Annotated in this window: 17 protein-coding genes and 2 pseudogenes; 14 read left to right on the forward strand and 5 right to left on the reverse strand. The window is 53.4% G+C overall.

The window, feature by feature from the left end:
- Nucleotides 1-6 precede the first annotated feature (6 nt).
- Nucleotides 7-675, forward strand: a complete 669-nt coding sequence (gene nth / locus ACK4HN_RS08265) for an endonuclease III (protein WP_409869712.1) — start codon at nt 7-9, stop codon at nt 673-675.
- Nucleotides 676-743: 68 nt separating this feature from the next.
- Here nth and ACK4HN_RS08270 read toward each other — a convergent pair.
- A pseudogene (locus ACK4HN_RS08270) lies at nt 744-1498 on the reverse strand (hypothetical protein).
- A gap of 260 nt (nt 1499-1758) precedes the next feature.
- Between ACK4HN_RS08270 and ACK4HN_RS08275 the strand changes: the two are divergent.
- The 3 genes from ACK4HN_RS08275 (at nt 1759) to ACK4HN_RS08285 (ending at nt 5089) form a co-directional block, all read left to right on the forward strand.
- Nucleotides 1759-3393: an alpha-D-glucose phosphate-specific phosphoglucomutase gene (locus ACK4HN_RS08275; protein ID WP_409869713.1), complete on the forward strand. Its 1635-nt coding sequence runs from the start codon at nt 1759-1761 to the stop codon at nt 3391-3393.
- A gap of 5 nt (nt 3394-3398) precedes the next feature.
- Nucleotides 3399-4688 carry an exonuclease subunit SbcD gene (gene sbcD, locus ACK4HN_RS08280; RefSeq protein WP_409869715.1) on the forward strand — a complete coding sequence of 430 codons (1290 nt, stop codon included), beginning with the start codon at nt 3399-3401 and terminating at the stop codon, nt 4686-4688.
- 197 nt (nt 4689-4885) lie between these two features.
- Nucleotides 4886-5089 (forward strand): hypothetical protein, encoded by a 204-nt coding sequence (locus ACK4HN_RS08285; protein WP_409869717.1) that lies wholly within the window; start codon nt 4886-4888, stop codon nt 5087-5089.
- Between the two features lie 285 nt (nt 5090-5374).
- Here the strand turns inward: ACK4HN_RS08285 and ACK4HN_RS08290 are convergent, their stop codons facing one another.
- The gene (locus ACK4HN_RS08290; protein WP_409869718.1) at nt 5375-5632 is read right to left on the reverse strand and encodes a hypothetical protein; all 258 of its coding nucleotides are present in this window, start codon (nt 5630-5632) and stop codon (nt 5375-5377) included.
- 384 nt (nt 5633-6016) lie between these two features.
- Here ACK4HN_RS08290 and ACK4HN_RS08295 point away from each other — a divergent pair, with 384 nt between their 5' ends.
- Together ACK4HN_RS08295 and ACK4HN_RS08300 are read left to right on the forward strand one after the other, a co-directional pair.
- On the forward strand, nt 6017-6898 hold the full coding sequence (locus ACK4HN_RS08295; RefSeq protein ID WP_409877483.1) for an MBL fold metallo-hydrolase: 882 nt from the start codon (nt 6017-6019) through the stop codon (nt 6896-6898).
- Between the two features lie 5 nt (nt 6899-6903).
- On the forward strand, nt 6904-7608 hold the full coding sequence (locus ACK4HN_RS08300) for an esterase/lipase family protein (protein WP_409869721.1): 705 nt from the start codon (nt 6904-6906) through the stop codon (nt 7606-7608).
- Here the strand turns inward: ACK4HN_RS08300 and trmB are convergent.
- Nucleotides 7605-8246 (reverse strand): tRNA (guanosine(46)-N7)-methyltransferase TrmB, encoded by a 642-nt coding sequence (trmB, locus tag ACK4HN_RS08305; protein ID WP_409869741.1) that lies wholly within the window; start codon nt 8244-8246, stop codon nt 7605-7607. The genes ACK4HN_RS08300 and trmB overlap by 4 nt on opposite strands.
- A 154-nt stretch (nt 8247-8400) precedes the next feature.
- Nucleotides 8401-9837, reverse strand: coding sequence for an ammonium transporter (locus ACK4HN_RS08310; protein WP_409869723.1), 1437 nt, complete (start codon nt 9835-9837; stop codon nt 8401-8403).
- Nucleotides 9838-10109: 272 nt separating this feature from the next.
- On the opposite strand from ACK4HN_RS08310, the gene ACK4HN_RS08315 reads away from it, so the two are divergent.
- Entirely contained in the window at nt 10110-10973 is an 864-nt protein-coding gene (locus ACK4HN_RS08315; RefSeq protein ID WP_409869725.1) for a Tab2/Atab2 family RNA-binding protein, read from the forward strand.
- Here ACK4HN_RS08315 and dapB read toward each other — a convergent pair whose 3' ends face one another.
- Nucleotides 10974-11789, reverse strand: a complete 816-nt coding sequence (gene dapB, locus ACK4HN_RS08320; protein ID WP_409869727.1) for a 4-hydroxy-tetrahydrodipicolinate reductase — start codon at nt 11787-11789, stop codon at nt 10974-10976.
- A 174-nt stretch (nt 11790-11963) separates the two neighbouring features.
- Here dapB and ACK4HN_RS08325 point away from each other — a divergent pair, with 174 nt between their 5' ends.
- The 7 genes and pseudogenes from ACK4HN_RS08325 to ACK4HN_RS08355 form a co-directional block, all read left to right on the forward strand.
- Nucleotides 11964-12386, forward strand: coding sequence for a cupin domain-containing protein (locus tag ACK4HN_RS08325; protein ID WP_409869729.1), 423 nt, complete (start codon nt 11964-11966; stop codon nt 12384-12386).
- Nucleotides 12387-12469: 83 nt separating this feature from the next.
- Nucleotides 12470-13327, forward strand: a complete 858-nt coding sequence (locus ACK4HN_RS08330; RefSeq protein ID WP_409877485.1) for a DUF4388 domain-containing protein — start codon at nt 12470-12472, stop codon at nt 13325-13327.
- Between the two features lie 76 nt (nt 13328-13403).
- Nucleotides 13404-13628: a DUF167 domain-containing protein gene (locus tag ACK4HN_RS08335; protein ID WP_409869732.1), complete on the forward strand. Its 225-nt coding sequence runs from the start codon at nt 13404-13406 to the stop codon at nt 13626-13628.
- Between the two features lie 41 nt (nt 13629-13669).
- Nucleotides 13670-16312, forward strand: a complete 2643-nt coding sequence (locus ACK4HN_RS08340) for a M1 family aminopeptidase (protein ID WP_409869734.1) — start codon at nt 13670-13672, stop codon at nt 16310-16312.
- Nucleotides 16309-17322, forward strand: coding sequence for a tryptophan--tRNA ligase (gene trpS, locus ACK4HN_RS08345; protein ID WP_409869736.1), 1014 nt, complete (start codon nt 16309-16311; stop codon nt 17320-17322). The genes ACK4HN_RS08340 and trpS overlap by 4 nt, the downstream gene beginning before the upstream one ends.
- A complete protein-coding gene (locus ACK4HN_RS08350; RefSeq protein ID WP_409869737.1) occupies nt 17313-18548 on the forward strand; it encodes a zinc ribbon domain-containing protein in 1236 nt (411 codons plus the stop codon). The genes trpS and ACK4HN_RS08350 overlap by 10 nt, the downstream gene beginning before the upstream one ends.
- 82 nt (nt 18549-18630) lie before the next feature.
- Nucleotides 18631-19086: pseudogene (locus ACK4HN_RS08355) on the forward strand (hypothetical protein); the annotation flags it as partial.

Consider the following 19086-nt stretch of genomic DNA (forward strand, 5'->3'; position numbering starts at 1 on the left):
CTGCTTATGGCTATTACCCGTCGCCTTGCCGCCAAACAACAACGAGCCTTGGAAATTCTCACCCGCCTCAAACGCCTCTATCCCAATGCCACCTGTAGCCTCAACTTTGCCAATCCGTTGCAACTATTGGTAGCCACGATTCTCTCTGCCCAATGTACGGATGAGCGGGTGAATCAAGTCACACCGGCGCTGTTTGCTCGCTATCGCGATGCCGAGGACTTTGCCATGGCTGATTTGGCTGAGCTAGAACAGTACATCAAGTCCACGGGCTTTTATCGCAACAAAGCCCGCCATATCCAAGGCGCCTGTCGCCGCATTGTTGAAGTCTATGGGGGTCAAGTGCCCAAGGTAATGGAAGATTTGCTTTCACTGCCGGGAGTGGCGCGGAAGACCGCCAACGTAGTTCTGGCTCACGGTTATGGCATTTTGGGGGGAGTGACGGTGGATACCCATGTCAAGCGGCTGAGTCGGCGGCTGGGGCTGACCCAAGAAACGGATCCCGTGAAAATTGAGCGGGACTTAATGCGCCTAATCCCCCAGCCCGATTGGGAAAACTGGTCAATTCGCTTGATTTACCATGGCCGCGCCGTTTGCCAAGCCCGTCAACCCCAGTGCGAAGGCTGTGAACTCATTGATTTGTGTGCCACTGGCAGGAAGCTGATACCAAAGCCATAGGGGATTTCAGTATAGATACCGTGTGTTTTTGATCTAGCCAATTGAGGACTCCCCGACATTATGGGGATTCAGGAGATAAAGATTCTCCTTGGAGCCGCCACAACCCCTCTAGACACTCTGGCAAAGCCTTCGTGCTTACTTTTCCTTCCCATGTTCCAAGCCCCGTTGCAGTCCGCGTTCACCAAGTGCTTCTCAGCCGTCCGATACAATCCACTCTTCACTCGCTGGCCAGAGAATTGGTATTCCCTCGGGTTATCCGCATCGTAGATCGGCAAGTCGTCACCATCAAGCGCCGATGCCTTACTCGTGTAGGACTCCTCCTGCTCGATGTATCGGATACCGTGGCATTCTCACAGGGACATCAATTTCACTCTGAGGGAGTGAAACGGAATTTGCACAAAGTTCTGGTTGTTGCAACTGCCAAGGTTGATTCCCTGTTTCCAACCCAGACTGACCCCCACAATCAAAGTGCCAGTCTGAAGTAGCCATCTTTCTTCAGATAGCGGGGCAACCTCGCCTGTTCAAGACTGTACAGCCCTTGCTACACCTTGTTGAGCAAGCCGAAAAAGGACCTGAAGACTCTGTCCACTGCTTTGAGGGTTTGCTGAGCGATGTTGGTATTCAGTAGTGCATAGTTTTCGTTGTCCTTGCAGACGTGGTAGTTGGCTTCATAGCAGAGGTGCGGATGTGTCTCAAAGAAAAACTGCCTGACGGAATAAAGCCCTACGTTGTAGAGATTTTTGGTCAGTCTGCACAGGGTGCGTAAGGCAGCCAATTCCTGCCGACCCAACCCCCGTATTTGGTTCTTCTGAGTGAGATACATTTTGCGGTCTCCGCAACACGGTTATTGTAGAGAATAGGGAAGACTTCGATTGGCAGCTATCCCTCTCTGCCCTAAGGTGCAAGATTTCTCGGAGGTTTTTGATGACTACCTCCCTCACCTCCTTACTACTGCCTGAGTATGCCTGTGGCTTGGGACACACTGAGATCCATTCTCAGTGGATTAAATGGAAAGGTCTTGACCACGATTCTAGAGCCGACTAAGCTGCCCTTATAGTGACAGTCCCCGTGTGGAGCTTCCTAATGGGTATTCAAGTTATTGCCACCACTCCCTTCAAGGATCAAAAACCCGGCACCTCTGGGTTGCGTAAGGCGGTATCGGTTTTCCAGCAGCCCCATTATCTGGAAAACTTTATCCAAGCGATTTTTGACACCATTGAGGCACCGCAGGGGCAAACCCTTGTCCTAGGGGGTGATGGCCGTTACTTCAATGCTGAGGCAATTCAAGTCATCCTCAAGATGGCCGCAGCCAATGGCTTTGCACGGGTCAAGGTGGGGCAAAATGGCATTCTCTCAACGCCGGCAGCCTCCTGTGTGATCCGCAAGTATGGGGCGATCGCTGGCATTATTCTCTCCGCCAGTCACAACCCCGCAGGGCCACAGGGAGATTTTGGCGTCAAGTTCAACATTGCCAACGGCGGGCCTGCCCCTGAAAAAGTCACCAATGCCATCTATGAGCGCAGTCTTGCCCTCACCCACTACAAAATTTACAAGGCGCCAGATGTCAACCTGCACACCCTTGGGGAGTTTCCCTTGGGTGAAATGATTGTGGAAGTGATTGACCCGGTGGCCGATTATCAAGCTCTGTTAGAAACCCTCTTTGACTTTGATCGCATTTCCGAGGTCATTCGCAGCGGGAAGCTGCGCCTTGTCTTTGATGCCATGCACGCAGTTACAGGACCTTACGCCCATCGGATCATTGAAAAACGCCTAGGGGCGCCCCAAGGCACGGTTCAAAATGGTGTGCCGCTACCGGACTTTGGGGGTGGTCATCCCGACCCTAATTTGGTCTATGCCCATGACTTGGTGGAGAAACTTTTTGGTGAAGACCCCCCGCATTTTGGCGCTGCCTCCGATGGCGATGGCGATCGCAACATGATTTTGGGGGCAAAGTGTTTTGTTACCCCCAGCGACAGCTTGGCCATTCTGGCTGCCAATGCCCAACTCGTGCCCGGCTACAAAGAGGGATTAGCGGGGATTGCCCGTTCGATGCCCACTAGTCAAGCAGCGGATCGCGTGGCGGCTAAGCTGGGGATTGACTGTTATGAAACCCCCACAGGCTGGAAGTTCTTTGGCAACCTCCTTGATGCCGGGGAAATTACCCTCTGCGGCGAGGAGAGTTTTGGCACTGGCTCCAACCATGTGCGCGAAAAAGATGGCCTCTGGGCGGTGCTCTTTTGGTTGAACATCTTAGCGGTGCGCCAAACCTCCGTGGCGGAGATTGTCAAAGATCACTGGCGCACCTATGGCCGCAACTACTACTCGCGTCATGACTACGAAGGGATTGAGAGCGATCGCGCCCACACCCTGATGAGCCAATTGGAGCAAAAACTGCCTAGCTTAGTAGGTCAGACCTTGGGAGCCTACACAGTCGCCACTGCCGATAACTTTAGCTACACCGATCCAGTGGATCACAGCGTCAGCCAAAATCAAGGCATTCGGCTGATTTTTGAGGATGGCAGTCGCATTGTCTATCGCCTCTCGGGCACGGGAACCCAAGGGGCAACCCTGCGGGTCTATTTGGAGCGTTTTGAAGCCAATCCTGCCCAGCAGCACCTCGATGCCCAAGTGGCCCTCGCCGATCTCATTCAACTAGCCAATGAAATCGCCAATATCCAAGGCTTAACGGGTCGCGATCGCCCCACGGTCATCACCTGATTGCTATGAAAATTCTCCATCTGTCTGATATTCATCTTGGCAGTGGCCTCAGTCATGGCCACATTAACCCTGCCACGGGCTTGAATACGCGCCTTGAGGATTTTATTGCTGCTTTGGCCACCTGTATTGACCGTGCCCTCAGTGAACCGGTGGATCTAGTGCTCTTTGGCGGCGATGCCTTTCCCGACGCAACGCCACCTCCCCTCGTCCATGAAGCCTTTGCCAGTCAATTTCGCCGCTTAGCAGATGCCCGCATTCCCACGGTGTTGCTGGTGGGCAACCACGATCAGCATGCCCAAGGACAGGGGGGCGCCAGCCTCAGTCTCTATCGCACCCTTGGGGTACCCGGCTTTATTGTGGGCGATCGCTTAGCTACCCATCGCATTGAAACTCGCCGCGGCAGTATTCAAGTCATTACCCTCCCCTGGTTAACGCGATCTACGCTCCTCACCCGGCCGGAAACCAGTGGCCTTTCCCTTGCAGATGTGCACCAACTGCTCTTAGAGCGGCTGCGCCTTGCCCTTGAGGGGGAAATTCGCCAACTCGATCCGGCCTTGCCTACCGTCTTACTTGCCCATGCCATGGTGGACACCGCCCAGTATGGTTCTGAACGCTATTTGAGTGCCGGCAAGGGGTTTACAATTCCCCTGAGTTTTTTAGCCCGCTCGGAATTTGACTACGTAGCCCTTGGCCATGTGCATCGCCATCAAGTGCTGTGTCAGGATCCACCCGTAGTCTATCCCGGCAGTATTGAGCGGGTGGATTTTGGCGAGGAAGGTGAGGAAAAAGGCTATGTCTTGGTGCATCTTGCGAAGGGGAAAACGGAATTTCAGTTTTGTCCCCTGCCCACTCGCCCCTTCCGCACGATTCGTGTGGACTTAACCGAGATTGAGGAAGACCCCCAAGCTGCCCTTTTGGGGGCGATCGCCCGTGTGGATATTGAGGAAGCTGTGGTGCGGGTTATGTATCAACTGCGCGCCGATCAAATTCCCCTGATCAATCTCCATGAACTGCAACAGGCTCTTGCCAGCGCCCATAGCGTCAGCCTCCTGCCCCAACTGGTGAATAGCCAGCCCATTGCCCGCCTGCCAGACGTTGCCCTCGAACAGTGCCTTGACCCCAGCCATGCCCTGCAACTGTATCTGGATCATCACCCTGACCTTGAACCCCTGCGGCAGGATCTGCTAGCGGCACTCCAAACCCTTGAGGGCCATTTTGGAGAAGAGAGTCAAGACATGCTAGAGATGCCGCGATCGCCCGAACCTGTGATGCAGCAACTGAAATTGCTCTCCTAGCCTGAATTTCAGCTTTGACTCAAGGCCGGTAGGCTAGGCTGGATTTAGGCATTAAAAATTGCGTTTGAACTTGCGAGATTCAGTCATGACTCAAACTCCCGTTAAAACGGTTACCTTTCGCGAAGACTGGGACGCTCTGCGCAAGCAAAATCCGCTTTCCGCGATCGTCGAACGCCCACCGCTTTAATCCGAGCAATATGAATCGCGATCGCGACTATCACACAAAACGTCGCGAGTATGCTGAAATGGGCATTCTCATTGACCCTGAAGAACAAAAGGTGGTGCTTTGCTTTTTAGGCGGTCAATCTTATCAGCTCGCCAAATGGGAAAGACAATCCCTCATTCCATCAAAGCTACTCCCGCAATTGGTGTTGACAGCTGAGCAAACCTTCAACCTTTAGCACTCCCCTGAAGGGCAACTGTTCTCAGAGGTTAGGGCGATAGCCCACGGCTGGGAATCTGAGGGAAAGAGGGCAAGAGCGTGCTCGGCATCTTGGGCAAACTTTTTTTTGCGAGCTTGTTGACATTTTTTCTCATCTGGCTTAGGCTAAGTCTTAGTGTTCTCCTCTCTGAGGAATCGGCAGGCGGGGTCAGTCATTGCGACGACCCCCATTTTTTCTTTAGTTGCTACTGTTTATCCTCAGCAAGCGCTCGATCTCACGCCCCCTAGGGGAAGTTAACTATTGCTAAAGATTTGCAAATTCTTGATAGGGAATATGGCGGCTACAGTACCACAGCACGGTATAGGGAGCCATCAGGTAGGGTTCTGCTTGCGCCTTGAAGACAGCAATTTTCTGGCAAACCCACGGGGTAACTGTAGTTGAGATGTAGGGGGTTAGGGGCTGCTGCAATTCATCGAGAGCCGCTAGACCATAGTAAAAGCCGAGAATATCTTGGGTTTCCTGCGCCTTGGCTAAGAGCGATCGCAGGCAGTGGAGTTCCACCTCAGGTGAGGTGCTAAGGGTTCCAAGATCCCCCTTGAGATCAAGCTCACCCTCATCCCTTGAGAGTGCGGTCCATTTCTTGACTCGACTCTACCGGGACGATCAGCTTTCAACGTACAGATAACGTACAGATATAGTCTGGCTCATGGGGCTATTTTCACTCATTCAGACTGAGACGCTACAGTGCGGGTCTCCACCCCGAAGAAAGATGAATCGCTCTCCCTAGACATCCAAGGACAACTGGAGAGGGAAACGTTTTTACCCCCCTTGAGGGCAACTTGTCCGGCCTCTATCGAGGCCTAGGGTCACAAGGGGAGGATGATCCGTATCACAGGTTAAGAGTGTTTTCTGTGGCACATTACAGTCAAGGTTTGTGAGATGCCCATGTTTAACCCACTTACCATTCGGTTTTGGGGTGTGCGTGGCAGTATTCCCTGTCCCGGTTCCCACACTGTCCGTTATGGTGGTAACACTCCCTGCGTGGAAATTCAAGCTAATGGTCAACGGATCATCTTTGACGGCGGTACGGGTTTGCGAGTGCTGGGGGAGCACTTAATGGCTCAACAACCCGTGGTGGCGCATTTATTCTTTACCCATACCCATTGGGATCACATTCAGGGCTTTCCCTTCTTTCAGCCCGCCTTTGTGCCTGGGAATCAGTTCCATATCTACGCTGTGCCGGGAAAAAGTGGTCAGGGGATTGAACGACGGCTGAATGATCAGATGCTTCACCCCAACTTTCCGGTTCCGTTGCAGATTATGGGGGGGGATTTGCGCTTTTATGACTTAGAGGTTGGTGAGCAAGTGCACCTAGGCGGCGGTGTGGTGGTGAGGAATGAGGCCCTAAATCATCCGGGGGGTGGGGTAGGCTATCGCCTCAGTTGGCAGGGCATTCACGTTGCTTATATTACAGACACAGAGCATTTGCCCGATCAATTGCACCCGGGAGCGTTTGCCTTGGCGGATCGTGCCGATGTCATGATTTACGATGCCACCTACACCGATGAGGAGTACTATCACCCACAGCAGAGCAAGGTGGGGTGGGGGCATTCCACATGGCAGGAGGCGGTCAAGCTTGCCCAAGCCGCCCGAGTTAAACAACTTATCTTATTTCACCATGACCCCAGCCACAACGATGACTTTCTCGATCGCATTGGCGAGTTGGCACGGGCACAATTTCCGCAGACGCTGCTCGCTCGCGAAGGGCTAACGATTTCTGTCTATCCAAATGTGATACACTTCCCGGCAACGCCCCAAGCAAGTTAACACCTGTGTTGCCTGTCGTTCTTTTACCGGGATATTTAGCGGCGGCTTCTGACTACTACCCCCTGCGGGATTATCTGCGGCAGTTGGGATTTGTGGCCGAGGTGGTGCCCCTCAGGGTACGCTCGTGGTTTCCCACATTGGGGGGGCGATCGGTGGCGCCAATTTTACAGGCTTTGGATACCACCATTCAAAACATTCTCAAGGACACCGCAGCCTCTGCCGTACATCTCATTGGCCATTCGGCAGGGGGCTGGATCAGTCGCATTTACCTAGGGGATCACCCCTATGATGGCCAAGTTTGGGCGGGGCACCAATGGGTGCACACCCTGATCACCCTAGGCACTCCCCATCGCAGTCAGGAGCGTTGGACACGCCGCAATCTGGAGTTTGTTAACACCACCTACCCCGGCGCCTATTATAGGCAAGTTCGCTATGTGTGTCTGGCGGGCAAGGCAATCTATGGTACACCGCGCGGGTCATTTGCCAATTGGTTTACCTATCAAAGCTATAGGCTCACCTGTGGCGAGGGTGCCTGTTGGGGGGATGGAGTGACACCGGTGGTCGCAGCCCACCTGGAGGGGGCAGAAAATCTGGTCTATGAGAATGTGGTCCATGCGCCGCGCAGCCGCTTCCGCGATCGCCCCCATGCCCCTTGGTATGGTTCCCCGCCGATTGTGGCCAGGTGGCAGCAGTATTTACAAGCAAGCTAAAGGCTACACCGCTCAAATTGCCAGCGATAAACGGGTAATCCTTTACTGAGGACAGATGTTTCCCGTTCTGTTGCTACAGGCCAAGGACTCTGGGGTAGCCAATCACTACAGGTGGAGCGAAAGGCCACATGGGCTGCAAACTGCTGCACCATGGATTCAGCCACTTCAAGGACATCCGACTGGAGGACAACCCGCCCACCGGCAGGCAAGAAGTTGGCAAGGGTGGCCACTAGCTCTGGAGTGACGACGCGGCGTTTGTGGTGGCGGCGCTTGAACCAGGGATCTGGAAATTGAATCGTGACGGTGTGCAGAGGGAGTCCGTCGAGGATTTTGCCCAAGTGGACATTGGCATTGCCCCAGAGGTAGTGGAGGTTGCGAAGTTGCTGGCGATCGCGCCGCTCATTGGCCAATACGACCAAGGGATGGCGAATTTCAAGACCCAGAAAATTTTGCTCTGGGTACAGCGCTGCCATTTCCAGTAAAAACGTCCCCTTGGCACAGCCAATGTCAAGGTGCAGGGGCTGCGAGGGTTGTGCGTAAATCGTTGACCAGTCGGGAAGGGCAATATCTTGCTGGAATTTCTGACTTAAAGGGTTAACGTGTTGTCGCACCCGTCCTGCCATGGCGCGATCGCTCATCCAAAACTCCCTCACCTACTGCCGCTATAGCGTAGCGTAGATTACTGCCAAGTTACAAAAAAACTGCCCTCAGAAGCTGAGGACAGCAAAAACCACCTAGGGCAATGGGATCGTCCAGCGGCGTAGGACAACCCCAAACTTGTTGACAGGCGAGTTACTCCTTCAAGAAACCGCTATAGGCTTCCATGCCATGCTCGCCGATATCCAAACCTTTGAGTTCCTCGTCTTCGGAAACACGAATACCAAGGGTTTGCTTCAGAGCCAGCCAAAAGATACTGGTGATCAACACTGTGAAGCCACCAACGGTCAAGATGCCAATGATTTGAGCAATTAGCTGAGTTGCGCCATTGCCGGTCAGCAGCCCCAACTCCTTGTCAAAAAGACCGACGGCAAGCGTGCCCCATGTGCCGCACACCAAGTGGACAGAGGTAGCACCCACGGGATCATCAATTTTGATGCGGTCAAAGAGGAGGACAGAATAGACCACAATCACACCAGCAATGGCGCCAATGATCACGGCACTCCAGTAAGAGACACCGGCACAGCCAGCCGTAATTGCAACTAGACCTGCAAGAATACCGTTAATAATCATCGACAGGTCAGGTTTACCAATGGCCACCCAAGCGGTAATGGTTGCTGCCAGACCACCTGCTGCCGCCGCTAGGTTGGTTGTTACCGCAATGTAAGGTACAGCCTCATCAGCAGCCAATTCAGAGCCAGGGTTAAACCCAAACCAGCCGATCCACAGAATCAAACACCCCAGCATGGCAAAGCCCATATTGTGCCCCGGTAAGGCTTGAGGAGTTCCGTCAGGTGCATATTTGCCAATTCGGGGGCCGAGGAACGCAGCCCCCATGAGAGCTGCCCAACCACCCACTGCGTGCACCACCGTCGAACCGGCAAAGTCCTTGAAAGCAACGTTTTCCCCAAGAAAGCCAATATTGCTGAGGAGACCACCCCCCCAGACCCAGTGCCCTGTAATCGGGTAGGAAATGCCAGTCAGCAGGAGGCTGAAAACTAAAAAGTCAATAAACTTAATCCGTTCAGCAACGGCGCCAGAGACGATTGTTGCTGCTGTTCCGGCAAAGGCTGCTTGAAAGAGAAAGGCAACAGGGATGGCTAACCCCTTGGGAAAGGGTTCTAAACCGTAGGTTTCGGGGTTTTCACTGCCGAGGAAAAAGCCGCCCCAGCCAATAAAGGCATTGCCTTCAGTCCCAAACATGAAGGAGTATCCGATTGCCCAGTAGGCCAGGGTGGCCAAGGCAAAAACAATCAGGTTTTTCGCAAGAATGTTGACCGCATTTTTCTGGCGACAGAAGCCGGTTTCCAACATGCCGAAGCCGGCATTCATGAAAATCACCAGAATGGCTGCAATCAATACCCAGATGGTATTGAGTACCCCTTGAACATCTTCAGGGGTAAGGGGCTTATCCTGTGCTTGAGCAGCAACTCCCCAGACTGCAACAATAATAAGAGCGAGAGGAATACAGGCCACAAGGGCGGGCGATCGCCAGCGGAAATTGGGTTGCCAGTCGAGGTTTCGTAACGGGCGCTTTTGCCGTCTAGCACGTTTCAGTTTTAACTTGGACATCGGTTTCATTCCCAACGGTTATAGAGTAGAGTTGCACATGAGTTCAGCAGAGGAGAAATCGCAGTTGCGGCACTATCGTGCCAGAAAGTCATCTGGCTGGTGTTTGGCTTGAGTTAAGTGAAGCCTTGACCCGCAGTTAACCTTTGATTGCACCAGTTCTCAGATTGGAAAATCTGTATCACGCTATACATTTACCTTGACGACCAAAAGCGCCTATCCTAGGAAGGGCAAACCGCGTCAAGTTTACAGGCAACGGTCCTAAACAGGTGTGAATGGATACGATCTGGGAGTTGGATTTTTATTCCCGTCCCCTGGTGGATGAAAACAACAAAAAAATCTGGGAGTTGCTGATTTGCGATCGCCAGCAACACTTTCGGTTCAGCAAAACTTGTGCCGGAGCTGAAGCCAATGCCCGCTGGTTAACGGCTGCCCTGCGGGAGGCCATGGATCAATGGCGACAGCAACTGGGACTGGCAGAGGGGGTTCAGCCGGAGCGGGTACGTTTTTTCCGCCGCGCCATGGCCAGCATTATCATGCGGGGGGGAGAAGCGGCAGGCTTAGTCATGGTGCCGAGTCGGCGCACCTTTGCCCTTTACAATTGGTTGCGCGATCGCGCCTTGAACTTCTATCCAACTTTGGCCAACTACCAAGCGGATTTGGCAACGCCACCCCAGTTAATTGCCCCTGCACCGCAACCTTTACCCTCCGCCCTGCGGGGCGATCGCTGGCAATTTAGCGGCCTTGCCCTTGGGGAGATGAAAACTGCTGCTGAATGGGAGCTGCCCTTTGGCGAGGTACCCCCACTGCCCTTTTTGACCCTCAGCGACGATACCCTGCTACCCGGATTAATCATCTATTCACAGCGGGCACTGCCCTTGGCGGGGTGGCTATCGGGATTGGAACCCGCCTATTTGAGTTTTGAGGCGGAACCCCAGCCGCTGTTGGTGTTGGAAACGGGAGCGAGCGATCGCTGGGTGCTCATTAGTGGCCGCAATCCCCAAATTCAAAAGGAACTTGCTGCCTTTAGGGAGACCTGTGCCCAAAGCCAAGGGCTGCACTTTATCGCCGTGAAAGAGAGACCCGACCAGGAGGCGCTGCAAGGCTTTTGGTTGTTGCAGCAGGCGCCTGAAGTTTGACTAGAGGAGCTTCTCAAGGCCATAGATCAAGCGCTTGAGTTGGGTGACTTTGCGAATGGCCAGCAGTACCCCCGGCATGTAGCACTGGCGATCGCTAGTGTCATGGCGTAGCGTATAAATTTGCCCTGGTGCTCCAAAAATCACCTCCTGGTGGGCAAGGAGTCCGGGGAGGCGAACACTGTGAATGCGAATTTCAGCATCGGCACGCGCCCCCCGCGCCCCCTTGAGATGTTCGGACTCCGCCACTTGGGGCGGGTTAAAGGTTTTGCCCAATTCGGCTAAGCGTTGGGCGGTTTGGATAGCTGTACCGCTGGGCGCATCCGCCTTTTGGTTGTGGTGCAGCTCAATGATCTCCACATGGTCAAAGTATTGGCTTGCCCGAATGGCCGCCTCTTGGAGCAACACCATGCCAATGGAAAAGTTTGGCGCAATCACAGCGCCCATGTCGGCTTTGTCCACAAACTCCGCCAGCTCTTCAATTTGCTCTGGAGTCAAGCCCGTTGTCCCCACCACGGGATACACCCCATAGGCGATCGCCGTGCGCACATTCTCATACACGACTTGGGGATGGGTAAAATCCACCATCACCACCGGTTGGTTTTCTTGAGCCGCTGCTACACACACCTCTTGCAAGCTGCCACTGATGGGAATCCCAAAGGTTCCCAACCCCAAAGCCGCACCAATATCTTCCCCCACCTGCTTGCGATCCACCGCGGCATAGAGGCTTATGTCACTGGCTTGGGAAACCGCCTTAACCACTTCACGCCCCATCTTCCCCAACGCGCCGGCCACTATCACCAGAATCGATCTATTCATTGATTACTCCCATGCAGGTTAATGGCTAGGATACCGCCGAATAGGAGACGGCAGACTTCCTTTAAGATGGAGTGCCAAATCAAAGATAAAAACCATTCTTAAGTAAATATTATTAACATGTTAATTAATGTGTAGTATCTTATAAATGAACTAAAGTTTTTGAAAACCTAGGTTATGATTAATCCCTTTAACTTTCCTGAGCTAGTTGCCAATTGCCAAGCATGGACACCCAAACGTCCTGGCTACGCCGTCTATCCCCTAGATCACCATAATCCTGAGCTGGCCTCCAGCCTTTATCGTATTGAACCGGGGCAAGCGAATTATCCCCACTACCACCACCGCGGTGACGATATTTTCCTGATTGTGTCCGGGGTTGGTGAACTGATTACCTGCCCGATGACCCCTCCGACCAATTCTGTAGCTGCCACTGCTTTAACCCGTACCCCTGTGCAAACTGGCTCTTACGTCCACGTGGATGCTCAGTGTTTGCACTGGCTGCGAAACCTCTCTGCCGATCAGCCGCTGTACTACCTCAACATTGCCCCCCTCTCCCACGAGAGCGATCGCGTGGATGTCACGATTGAGGGCTGGTGTTAGCTCCGCCTGAGCACATCCCTTGCAGCGTTCAACGGCCTCTCCTATTTGATTCAATCAATGTTAATTTACCTAGGTAGTAAAATATGTCAATTGCGGGTTATTTATCGGAATTCTCTCTGGGCGAACTTCTACGCTCTTTAGAAGAGGGGAACAAATGCGGCTGTCTTCTAATCCGCGCTGTGGCAAAACAACTCCCCACCCTCCCTTTAGCAAAATCAGTAAAACCGCAAATGGAGGTGCGTCTCTTTTTTAGCCAAGGCCAAATTGTTGCCGCTACTTCCTCCCCTGAGGTCCAAGGGTTACAGCACCTGCTTGAGAAAGGAGGCTGGTTGCGGGCAAGTACCTTGGAACGACTCTTGCAGGTACGCCCTCTCACCACTCCCCTGGGTCTCTACCTGAAAGAACAGGGGATTCTGGCATCAGAAGACTTGCAACTGCTGTTTAAGCAGCAGGTACTGACGCCGATTCCGCACCTCTTTGCCCTCAAGGAGGGGTGGTTTGAGTTTTCTTCGAGTTCATCCCTCCCTTGGATTGAGATGACCGGCCTAAGAGCCTCACCCAGGGCTATTAGCTTGACCGGCTTGCGGCTGCTGCAGGATTGGACACCCCTTCTAGACAAGTTACCCCTCGCAACTTCAACCCTGGTGAGCACCATTGAGGGGAGTCTCCCCTACCGCCTCGATCCTCAAGAGTGGCAAGTGTGGGAATACGTCAACAGCAACTTAACCTTGCAGGAGATTGCTGAGTATCTTTCGGTGGCAGTGTTGGAGGTACAAAAGGTGAGTTTTCGTCTCATAGTGGCAGGCCTTGTGGAGGAAGTGCCGCAAATCTCTGGGGAGGATGACACTGCCATTGAACCGACGCTCACTGTCATTAAGCCTCCTAAACCCCTGAGTCGGCAATTCCTGGAGCAGTTCCTTAATTTTCTTAAAGTTTCTTAGAGTCAGTGGCAGCAATCCGCTGCCTGTCAGCTTTTTAGAATCCTAAGGTATAGGCTAGGAGATTTTACGAAGACTGATGGTTAAGCGGCAGATTCTCGTCAAACCCAATGCCCGGAATGCTTCTGTTTCTGTGGATGCGAAAGGGCAGCTTGTGGTTGCGGTGCGTGCTCCTGCACAGGAGGGTAAGGCAAATCAGGAACTCATTGCTGTTTTAGCGGACTATTTTCAGGTACCCAAGTCCCGCATCCAGTTGGTTAAAGGTCACACCAGTCGCCATAAGGTGATTGAGGTTCTAGATTAGCAGCGATCTAGACTAAGAGGAGATGCTGTGCGATCGCCCTTATGTCCTTTGATGTCACGTCTGCCAAATCCTTCGTTCTCAGCGGTGCCCGCCCCCACTACAACCCGGATCGCCCCGGTCAGGTGGAACATATCTTTCTTGACCTGACGCTGGATTTAGAGGCGCAAACCTGCTGGGGACAGTGCCACCTTCACTTGCGCCCCCTCCACACTCAATTGCGACACCTGCGCTTGAATGCTGTGGGGCAACAGATCAAGGGGGTGACCGTGCAGCACCAGCCGCAGAGCTTTCACTACGATGGGGAATTTCTGGATATTGTCCTCGATGAGCGCCTAGGGATTAGCCCGGATCAGGTGCTGCTGATTGTCATTGACTATGGCCTTGAAAAGCCCCAACGCGGCCTGTACTTTATCCCTACCCATCCCCCCCAAGCGTGGACCCAAGGGGAAGATGAGGACTCCCGCTACTGGTTTCCCTGTTTGGACTATCCCGGTCAACTGGCCACTTCAGAGATCAGGGCACGGGTACGCCAACCCTTGCAGGCCGTTTCCAATGGCGAATTGCGCGCCTGCCACAACGAAGGGGAGTGGCAAGTCTTTCATTGGTACCAGCCCCAAGTCCACCCCACGTACCTGATGACCCTAGCGGTGGGGGACTTTGCTGTTTTGGATGATCAGTGGCAGGGCAAACCCGTTACCTACTATGTCCCTAAAGAGCGCGCGGCTGATGCCCGCCGCACCCTGGGCAAAACACCAAGGATGATGGACTTTTTCAGCCGTATCTATGGCTATCCCTACCCCTATCCGAAGTATGCCCAAGTTTGTGTGACGGACTTTATCTTTGGCGGCATGGAAAACACCTCGACCACGCTGCTGACGGATCGCTGTCTATTGGATGAGCGGGCAGCCGCTGAGGATTTTCGCAGTGAGAGCCTTGTGGCCCATGAATTGGCGCACCAGTGGTTTGGCGACTTGGTGGTGATCAAACACTGGTCCCATGCGTGGATTAAAGAAGGCATGGCCTCCTATGCAGAGGTGCTCTGGTTTGAGGAGGAATACGGCGCTGATTTTGCCGCCTACTATCGCCTTGGGGAGATGCGCAACTACCTCAGTGAGGATAGCGATCGCTACCGCCGCCCCATTGTCACCCATATCTATCGGGACGCCATTGAACTCTACGATCGCCATCTTTACGAAAAAGGCGCCTGTGTCTATCACATGATCCGCCAAGAACTCGGCGAAGAACTATTCTGGAAAGCCATTCAAACCTTTGTGCAGACCTACGCCCACCAAACCGTCGAAACAGTGGATCTGCTGCGGGCCATTGAAACGGCCACCGGCCGCAACCTGCTGCCCCTCTTTGACCAATACGTGTTTCGCGGGGGGCATCCTGACTTCCATGTCAGCTATCGCTGGGAAGCTGCCGATCAATTGGCCGTGCTCACCGTCAAGCAACAGCAGGTCACCGAAGGGGTCACCCCCCTAGAGCGCAATCTTTTTGATCTACGGATTCGCGTTGGCATCGGCACCGTAGATGAGCAGGGACAGGTCTCAGTCAAAACTATCCCCCTGCGCATTCATGAAGCCGAGCACACTTTTTATCTGCCTCTGTCACAGCAGCCCGCCTTTGTGAGTTTTGATGTCGGCAACCACACGCTGAAAACGGTGACGCTGGAGTATCCCCTACCGGAGCTAAAAGCCCAACTGCAGCATGACCCCGACGTTCTCGGCCGCATTCAGGCGGCCATTGCCCTGGGCAAAAAAGGGAATTTACAAGCTGTCCAAGCCCTTGCGGAGGCACTGCAACGGGAACCCTTCTGGGGCGTACGGCGGGAGATTGCCAAGGTGCTGGGCACCATTCAACTGGAGCAAAGTTTAGAGGCGCTACCGTTGGCACTTGCCGATGAGCACCCCCATGTTCGCACTGCTGCTGTGGAAGCCATTGCCGAGTTTAAGTCTGCCAAGGCCTACGAACTTCTTAAGCCCATTGCCAAGCACGGCGACCCCAGTTACAGCGTTGAAGCGGCAGCCCTCAAGGGGATAGGGGTGATTGCCGCGGCCAAACCGCACCCCAAACCCAAGTCCGAAAAAGTGCTCAAACGGCTGCGCAAGGCTCTAGAAACCCGCCAGGGCTGGAACGAGGTGGTGCGCTGTGGGGCGATCGCCGGCCTTGGGCACCTCAAAGATTCGCCAGAGGCGGTTAAGTTAGTTCTTGACTACACTGCTTCTAGTGTCCCGCAACCCCTGCGCTTGGCCGCCATTCGTACCCTTGGCACCCTTGGCGATCGCCACCATCCCCAATTGCAGCAAATTCTGGAGCGGCTAGAGCAACTTAGCCATGAGACTTTCTTCTTTACCCAGATGGCCGTTGTCCAAGCCCTGAGTCAAATTGACCATCCACGGGTTCTGGGCATTCTGCAGCAGGTAGGCGATCGCACCACCGATGGCCGCATTAAACGCGCAGTGGACGAAGCCCTTGCCCAGGTGCAAAAGAATTTAAGCGCGGGCGATCGCCTGAAAACGTTGGAAAGTACCCTCGAAGAACTGCGCAGGGAAACTCAAGCCCTCAAGAGTCGCTTGGAGGAACTGGCGGCCAAGACTAAACTGCCTGCCCAAGACCCTTCCCCCTTGGGCGATAATGGAAGAATTAGCTCTCCCCCAACACCACAGACCCAAGGAACGTGACCAAAAAGCGAGTACTATCGGGTGTACAGCCCACCGGCCATCTCCATTTAGGGAACTACCTAGGGGCAATTCGCCAATGGGTGGCGCGCCAAGCCGACTACGAAAATTACTTTTGTGTGGTGGATTTACACGCCATTACCGTGCCCCACAATCCAGCGGAACTCGCGGCCAATACCTATACTGTTGCGGCGCTGTATTTGGCCTGTGGGATTGATCCCACCCACGCCACCATTTTTGTCCAATCCCACGTCAGTGCCCATGCCGAACTCACTTGGCTCCTGAACTGCGTGACTCCCCTCAACTGGCTGGAGGACATGATCCAATTCAAGGAGAAGGCCGTCAAACAAGGGGAAAACGTTGCCGTAGGACTGCTGGACTATCCCGTGCTCATGGCTGCCGATATTTTGCTTTACGATGCCGATCTTGTTCCTGTGGGCGAAGATCAAAAGCAGCACTTGGAACTCACCCGCGATATTGCTGCCCGTGTGAATTACCTCTTTGCCCGCAACCAGCCGCCAATTTTCAAGCTACCCGAACCTTTAATTGCCAAAGAAGGGGCGCGGGTGATGAGTCTAACCGACGGCACCAAGAAAATGTCAAAGTCGGATCCCTCAGAACTCAGCCGCATCAACCTGTTGGACTCTCCCGAGGAAATCCGCAAAAAAATTAAGCGCTGCAAGACGGACTCCATTCGTGGGTTGACCTTTGATGACCCCAATCGCCCGGAAGCAAATAACCTGCTTACTCTCTATCAGGTGCTCACGGGAAAAACAAAAGAGGCGGTGGCGGCAGAGTGCGCCGATATGGGCTGGGGACAGTTTAAGCCCCTCCTTGCGGAGGCGGTGATTGCAACCTTGGAGCCGATTCAGCGGCGGTACAGCGAGATTATGGCAGATCCGGGGTATCTCAAGCAGCTACTGAAACAAGGGCAACAAGAGGCAGCAAGGGTAGCCAATGCGACGCTGGAGCGGGTCAAGTCAGCTTTTGGATTTACTTTGCCATGGGGATAAAGCAGTGGTTCAGGGGCGGGTGGCGGGTATTTTGGCGGCGATCGCGCCTTGTCAACGGGGAACCCCTGAATTGGTTCAGTCTCATTGTCATTATTTTGGTGGATGTCTTTATCCTCATCAATGTTTTTAATGGCCTCAATGAGATTAGCCGCTGGCCCTTGAGTCCCGATGAGGCGCAGCCCTGTTACGCCCCTTGGCAAGCCTATCGCCAAGACTCAAGGAGCGATCGCGAGATTCGTTTTTTAGAGCAGCAGATTAGTCTTGATCCGTTACCCCAGAGGGCTGTGGAGCGCCTTCAGGAGAGCAGCAAAGGCAGATTGGGAAGCATCTCGCCCATTTGCTTGACCTATGCAAAGTATCAGGATGCCGTGAACCGACCCCTGCATCGAGAACGCCTCAAGCAGCGCCAAGAAAAGCAGGAACAAATTCAAACCCTTGAGGCCACCAATGCCCGTATTCGCCAAGAGTACGACTCGGCTTTGTTGGAGCAGCTCGCAGGACAGCCCCCGGATCAATCCATCAACTTGGTAGAAGCCGCCCAAGCCAAAGCCACCCTTGAAGCCAATAACCGCCAGATTGCTGCTCTTAAAACTGAGATTGCTGCCCTTGAGCAGGCAATGCTGCGGGAGGCAAATAGCCAAGCTTTCCTTAAATTTCTGGGGGAGGATGCCACCTTTGCCCAGCTTGAGCGCGAATATCAGCACTCCCAGTTTTGGTATCCCAGTCTGCAATTCCTCCTGCAAACCCTCTTTTTGTTGCCGCCGATTGGGGTTGCGCTGTGGGTCCATCGCTTGGGCGATCGCCACCGCCATGGTCTTGTTGGCCTCATGAGTTGGCACCTGCTGGTAATCTTCTTGATTCCCTTGGTGCTGAAAATCTTTGAGCTGTTGCAGGTGGGGGCACTCTTTCAATGGCTGTCTAATTTAATCCTTGCCCTCTTTGGCGGTTTCCTTTTTTTGGTGAGCTATGTCTATATCCTGCTGATTCCAGCGCTTGGCTTTGCCCTGATCAAAGGTGCTCAGGCTCTTTTCCTTAATCCTCAACGCCAAGCCACCGCCCGTGTCCAAAAGCAACGCTGTGTGCGTTGTGGCAAACGACTGCGGGAGCTTGATCAGTACTGTCCCTACTGCGGCTATCGCCAGTATATCCCCTGCCCTAGTTGTCAGCAACTGACCTATCGCCATCTCCTCTATTGTCGCCACTGTGGCACTTCCTTAAAGTTTTAATGACTCTTGTTGACTGGCTACTGTTAGGTCGCTAGCATTGAGATTGCAAATCCAAGCTGCTTGCCGAAATGAGCATTTTACCATGAAACTTGCGCTCCATCCCCTACTGGCTCTGATGGTTGCCGTAGCCAGTCAAATGTTTCTAGTTTGCGAGATTGCCCTAGGACAGGCAACAAATGATTGTGGAAATCCCGGTGGTGCTGGCTATTTTAACTCAACTGCTGGCACTACCGACGATAATCTCATCTGCGGGTCAATGAACTCTAATCTGGCCAATCTACAAAGAGCGATCGCTGTCGGTATTCAAAACACGATTCAAAATGCCAATCCTGAAAATAGCGCTGTCGGTATTCAAAACACAGTTAATGGTGTCAACTCCCAAAATCACGCCTTTGGGTCTGGGAATAAAATTGGTTTGAATGCGCCAAATCCAAATACATCACAAGGGAACAACAACACAGCGATCGGCGCACAGAACACTGTAGGTACAACTGGTAATCCTTCAGGTTCAGTGAGTTACCCAGATGCAGCCCGCAAT

Origin of the sequence: Thermosynechococcus sp. (assembly GCF_046299655.1) — a bacterium.
Classification (GTDB): Bacteria; Cyanobacteriota; Cyanobacteriia; order Thermosynechococcales; family Thermosynechococcaceae; genus Thermosynechococcus.

Excerpts from the sequence above, each read along its gene's own strand:
- nth (WP_409869712.1), top strand. The coding sequence starts at position 7 with ATGGCTATTACCCGTCGCCTTGCCGCCAAACAACAACGAGCCTTGGAA.
- ACK4HN_RS08275 (WP_409869713.1), top strand. The coding sequence starts at position 1,759 with ATGGGTATTCAAGTTATTGCCACCACTCCCTTCAAGGATCAAAAACCC.
- sbcD (WP_409869715.1), top strand. The coding sequence starts at position 3,399 with ATGAAAATTCTCCATCTGTCTGATATTCATCTTGGCAGTGGCCTCAGT.
- ACK4HN_RS08285 (WP_409869717.1), top strand. The coding sequence starts at position 4,886 with ATGAATCGCGATCGCGACTATCACACAAAACGTCGCGAGTATGCTGAA.
- ACK4HN_RS08295 (WP_409877483.1), top strand. The coding sequence starts at position 6,017 with ATGTTTAACCCACTTACCATTCGGTTTTGGGGTGTGCGTGGCAGTATT.
- trmB (WP_409869741.1), bottom strand. The coding sequence starts at position 8,246 with ATGAGCGATCGCGCCATGGCAGGACGGGTGCGACAACACGTTAACCCT.
- ACK4HN_RS08310 (WP_409869723.1), bottom strand. The coding sequence starts at position 9,837 with ATGTCCAAGTTAAAACTGAAACGTGCTAGACGGCAAAAGCGCCCGTTA.
- ACK4HN_RS08315 (WP_409869725.1), top strand. The coding sequence starts at position 10,110 with ATGGATACGATCTGGGAGTTGGATTTTTATTCCCGTCCCCTGGTGGAT.
- dapB (WP_409869727.1), bottom strand. The coding sequence starts at position 11,789 with ATGAATAGATCGATTCTGGTGATAGTGGCCGGCGCGTTGGGGAAGATG.
- ACK4HN_RS08325 (WP_409869729.1), top strand. The coding sequence starts at position 11,964 with ATGATTAATCCCTTTAACTTTCCTGAGCTAGTTGCCAATTGCCAAGCA.
- ACK4HN_RS08330 (WP_409877485.1), top strand. The coding sequence starts at position 12,470 with ATGTCAATTGCGGGTTATTTATCGGAATTCTCTCTGGGCGAACTTCTA.
- ACK4HN_RS08335 (WP_409869732.1), top strand. The coding sequence starts at position 13,404 with ATGGTTAAGCGGCAGATTCTCGTCAAACCCAATGCCCGGAATGCTTCT.
- ACK4HN_RS08340 (WP_409869734.1), top strand. The coding sequence starts at position 13,670 with ATGTCCTTTGATGTCACGTCTGCCAAATCCTTCGTTCTCAGCGGTGCC.
- ACK4HN_RS08350 (WP_409869737.1), top strand. The coding sequence starts at position 17,313 with ATGGGGATAAAGCAGTGGTTCAGGGGCGGGTGGCGGGTATTTTGGCGG.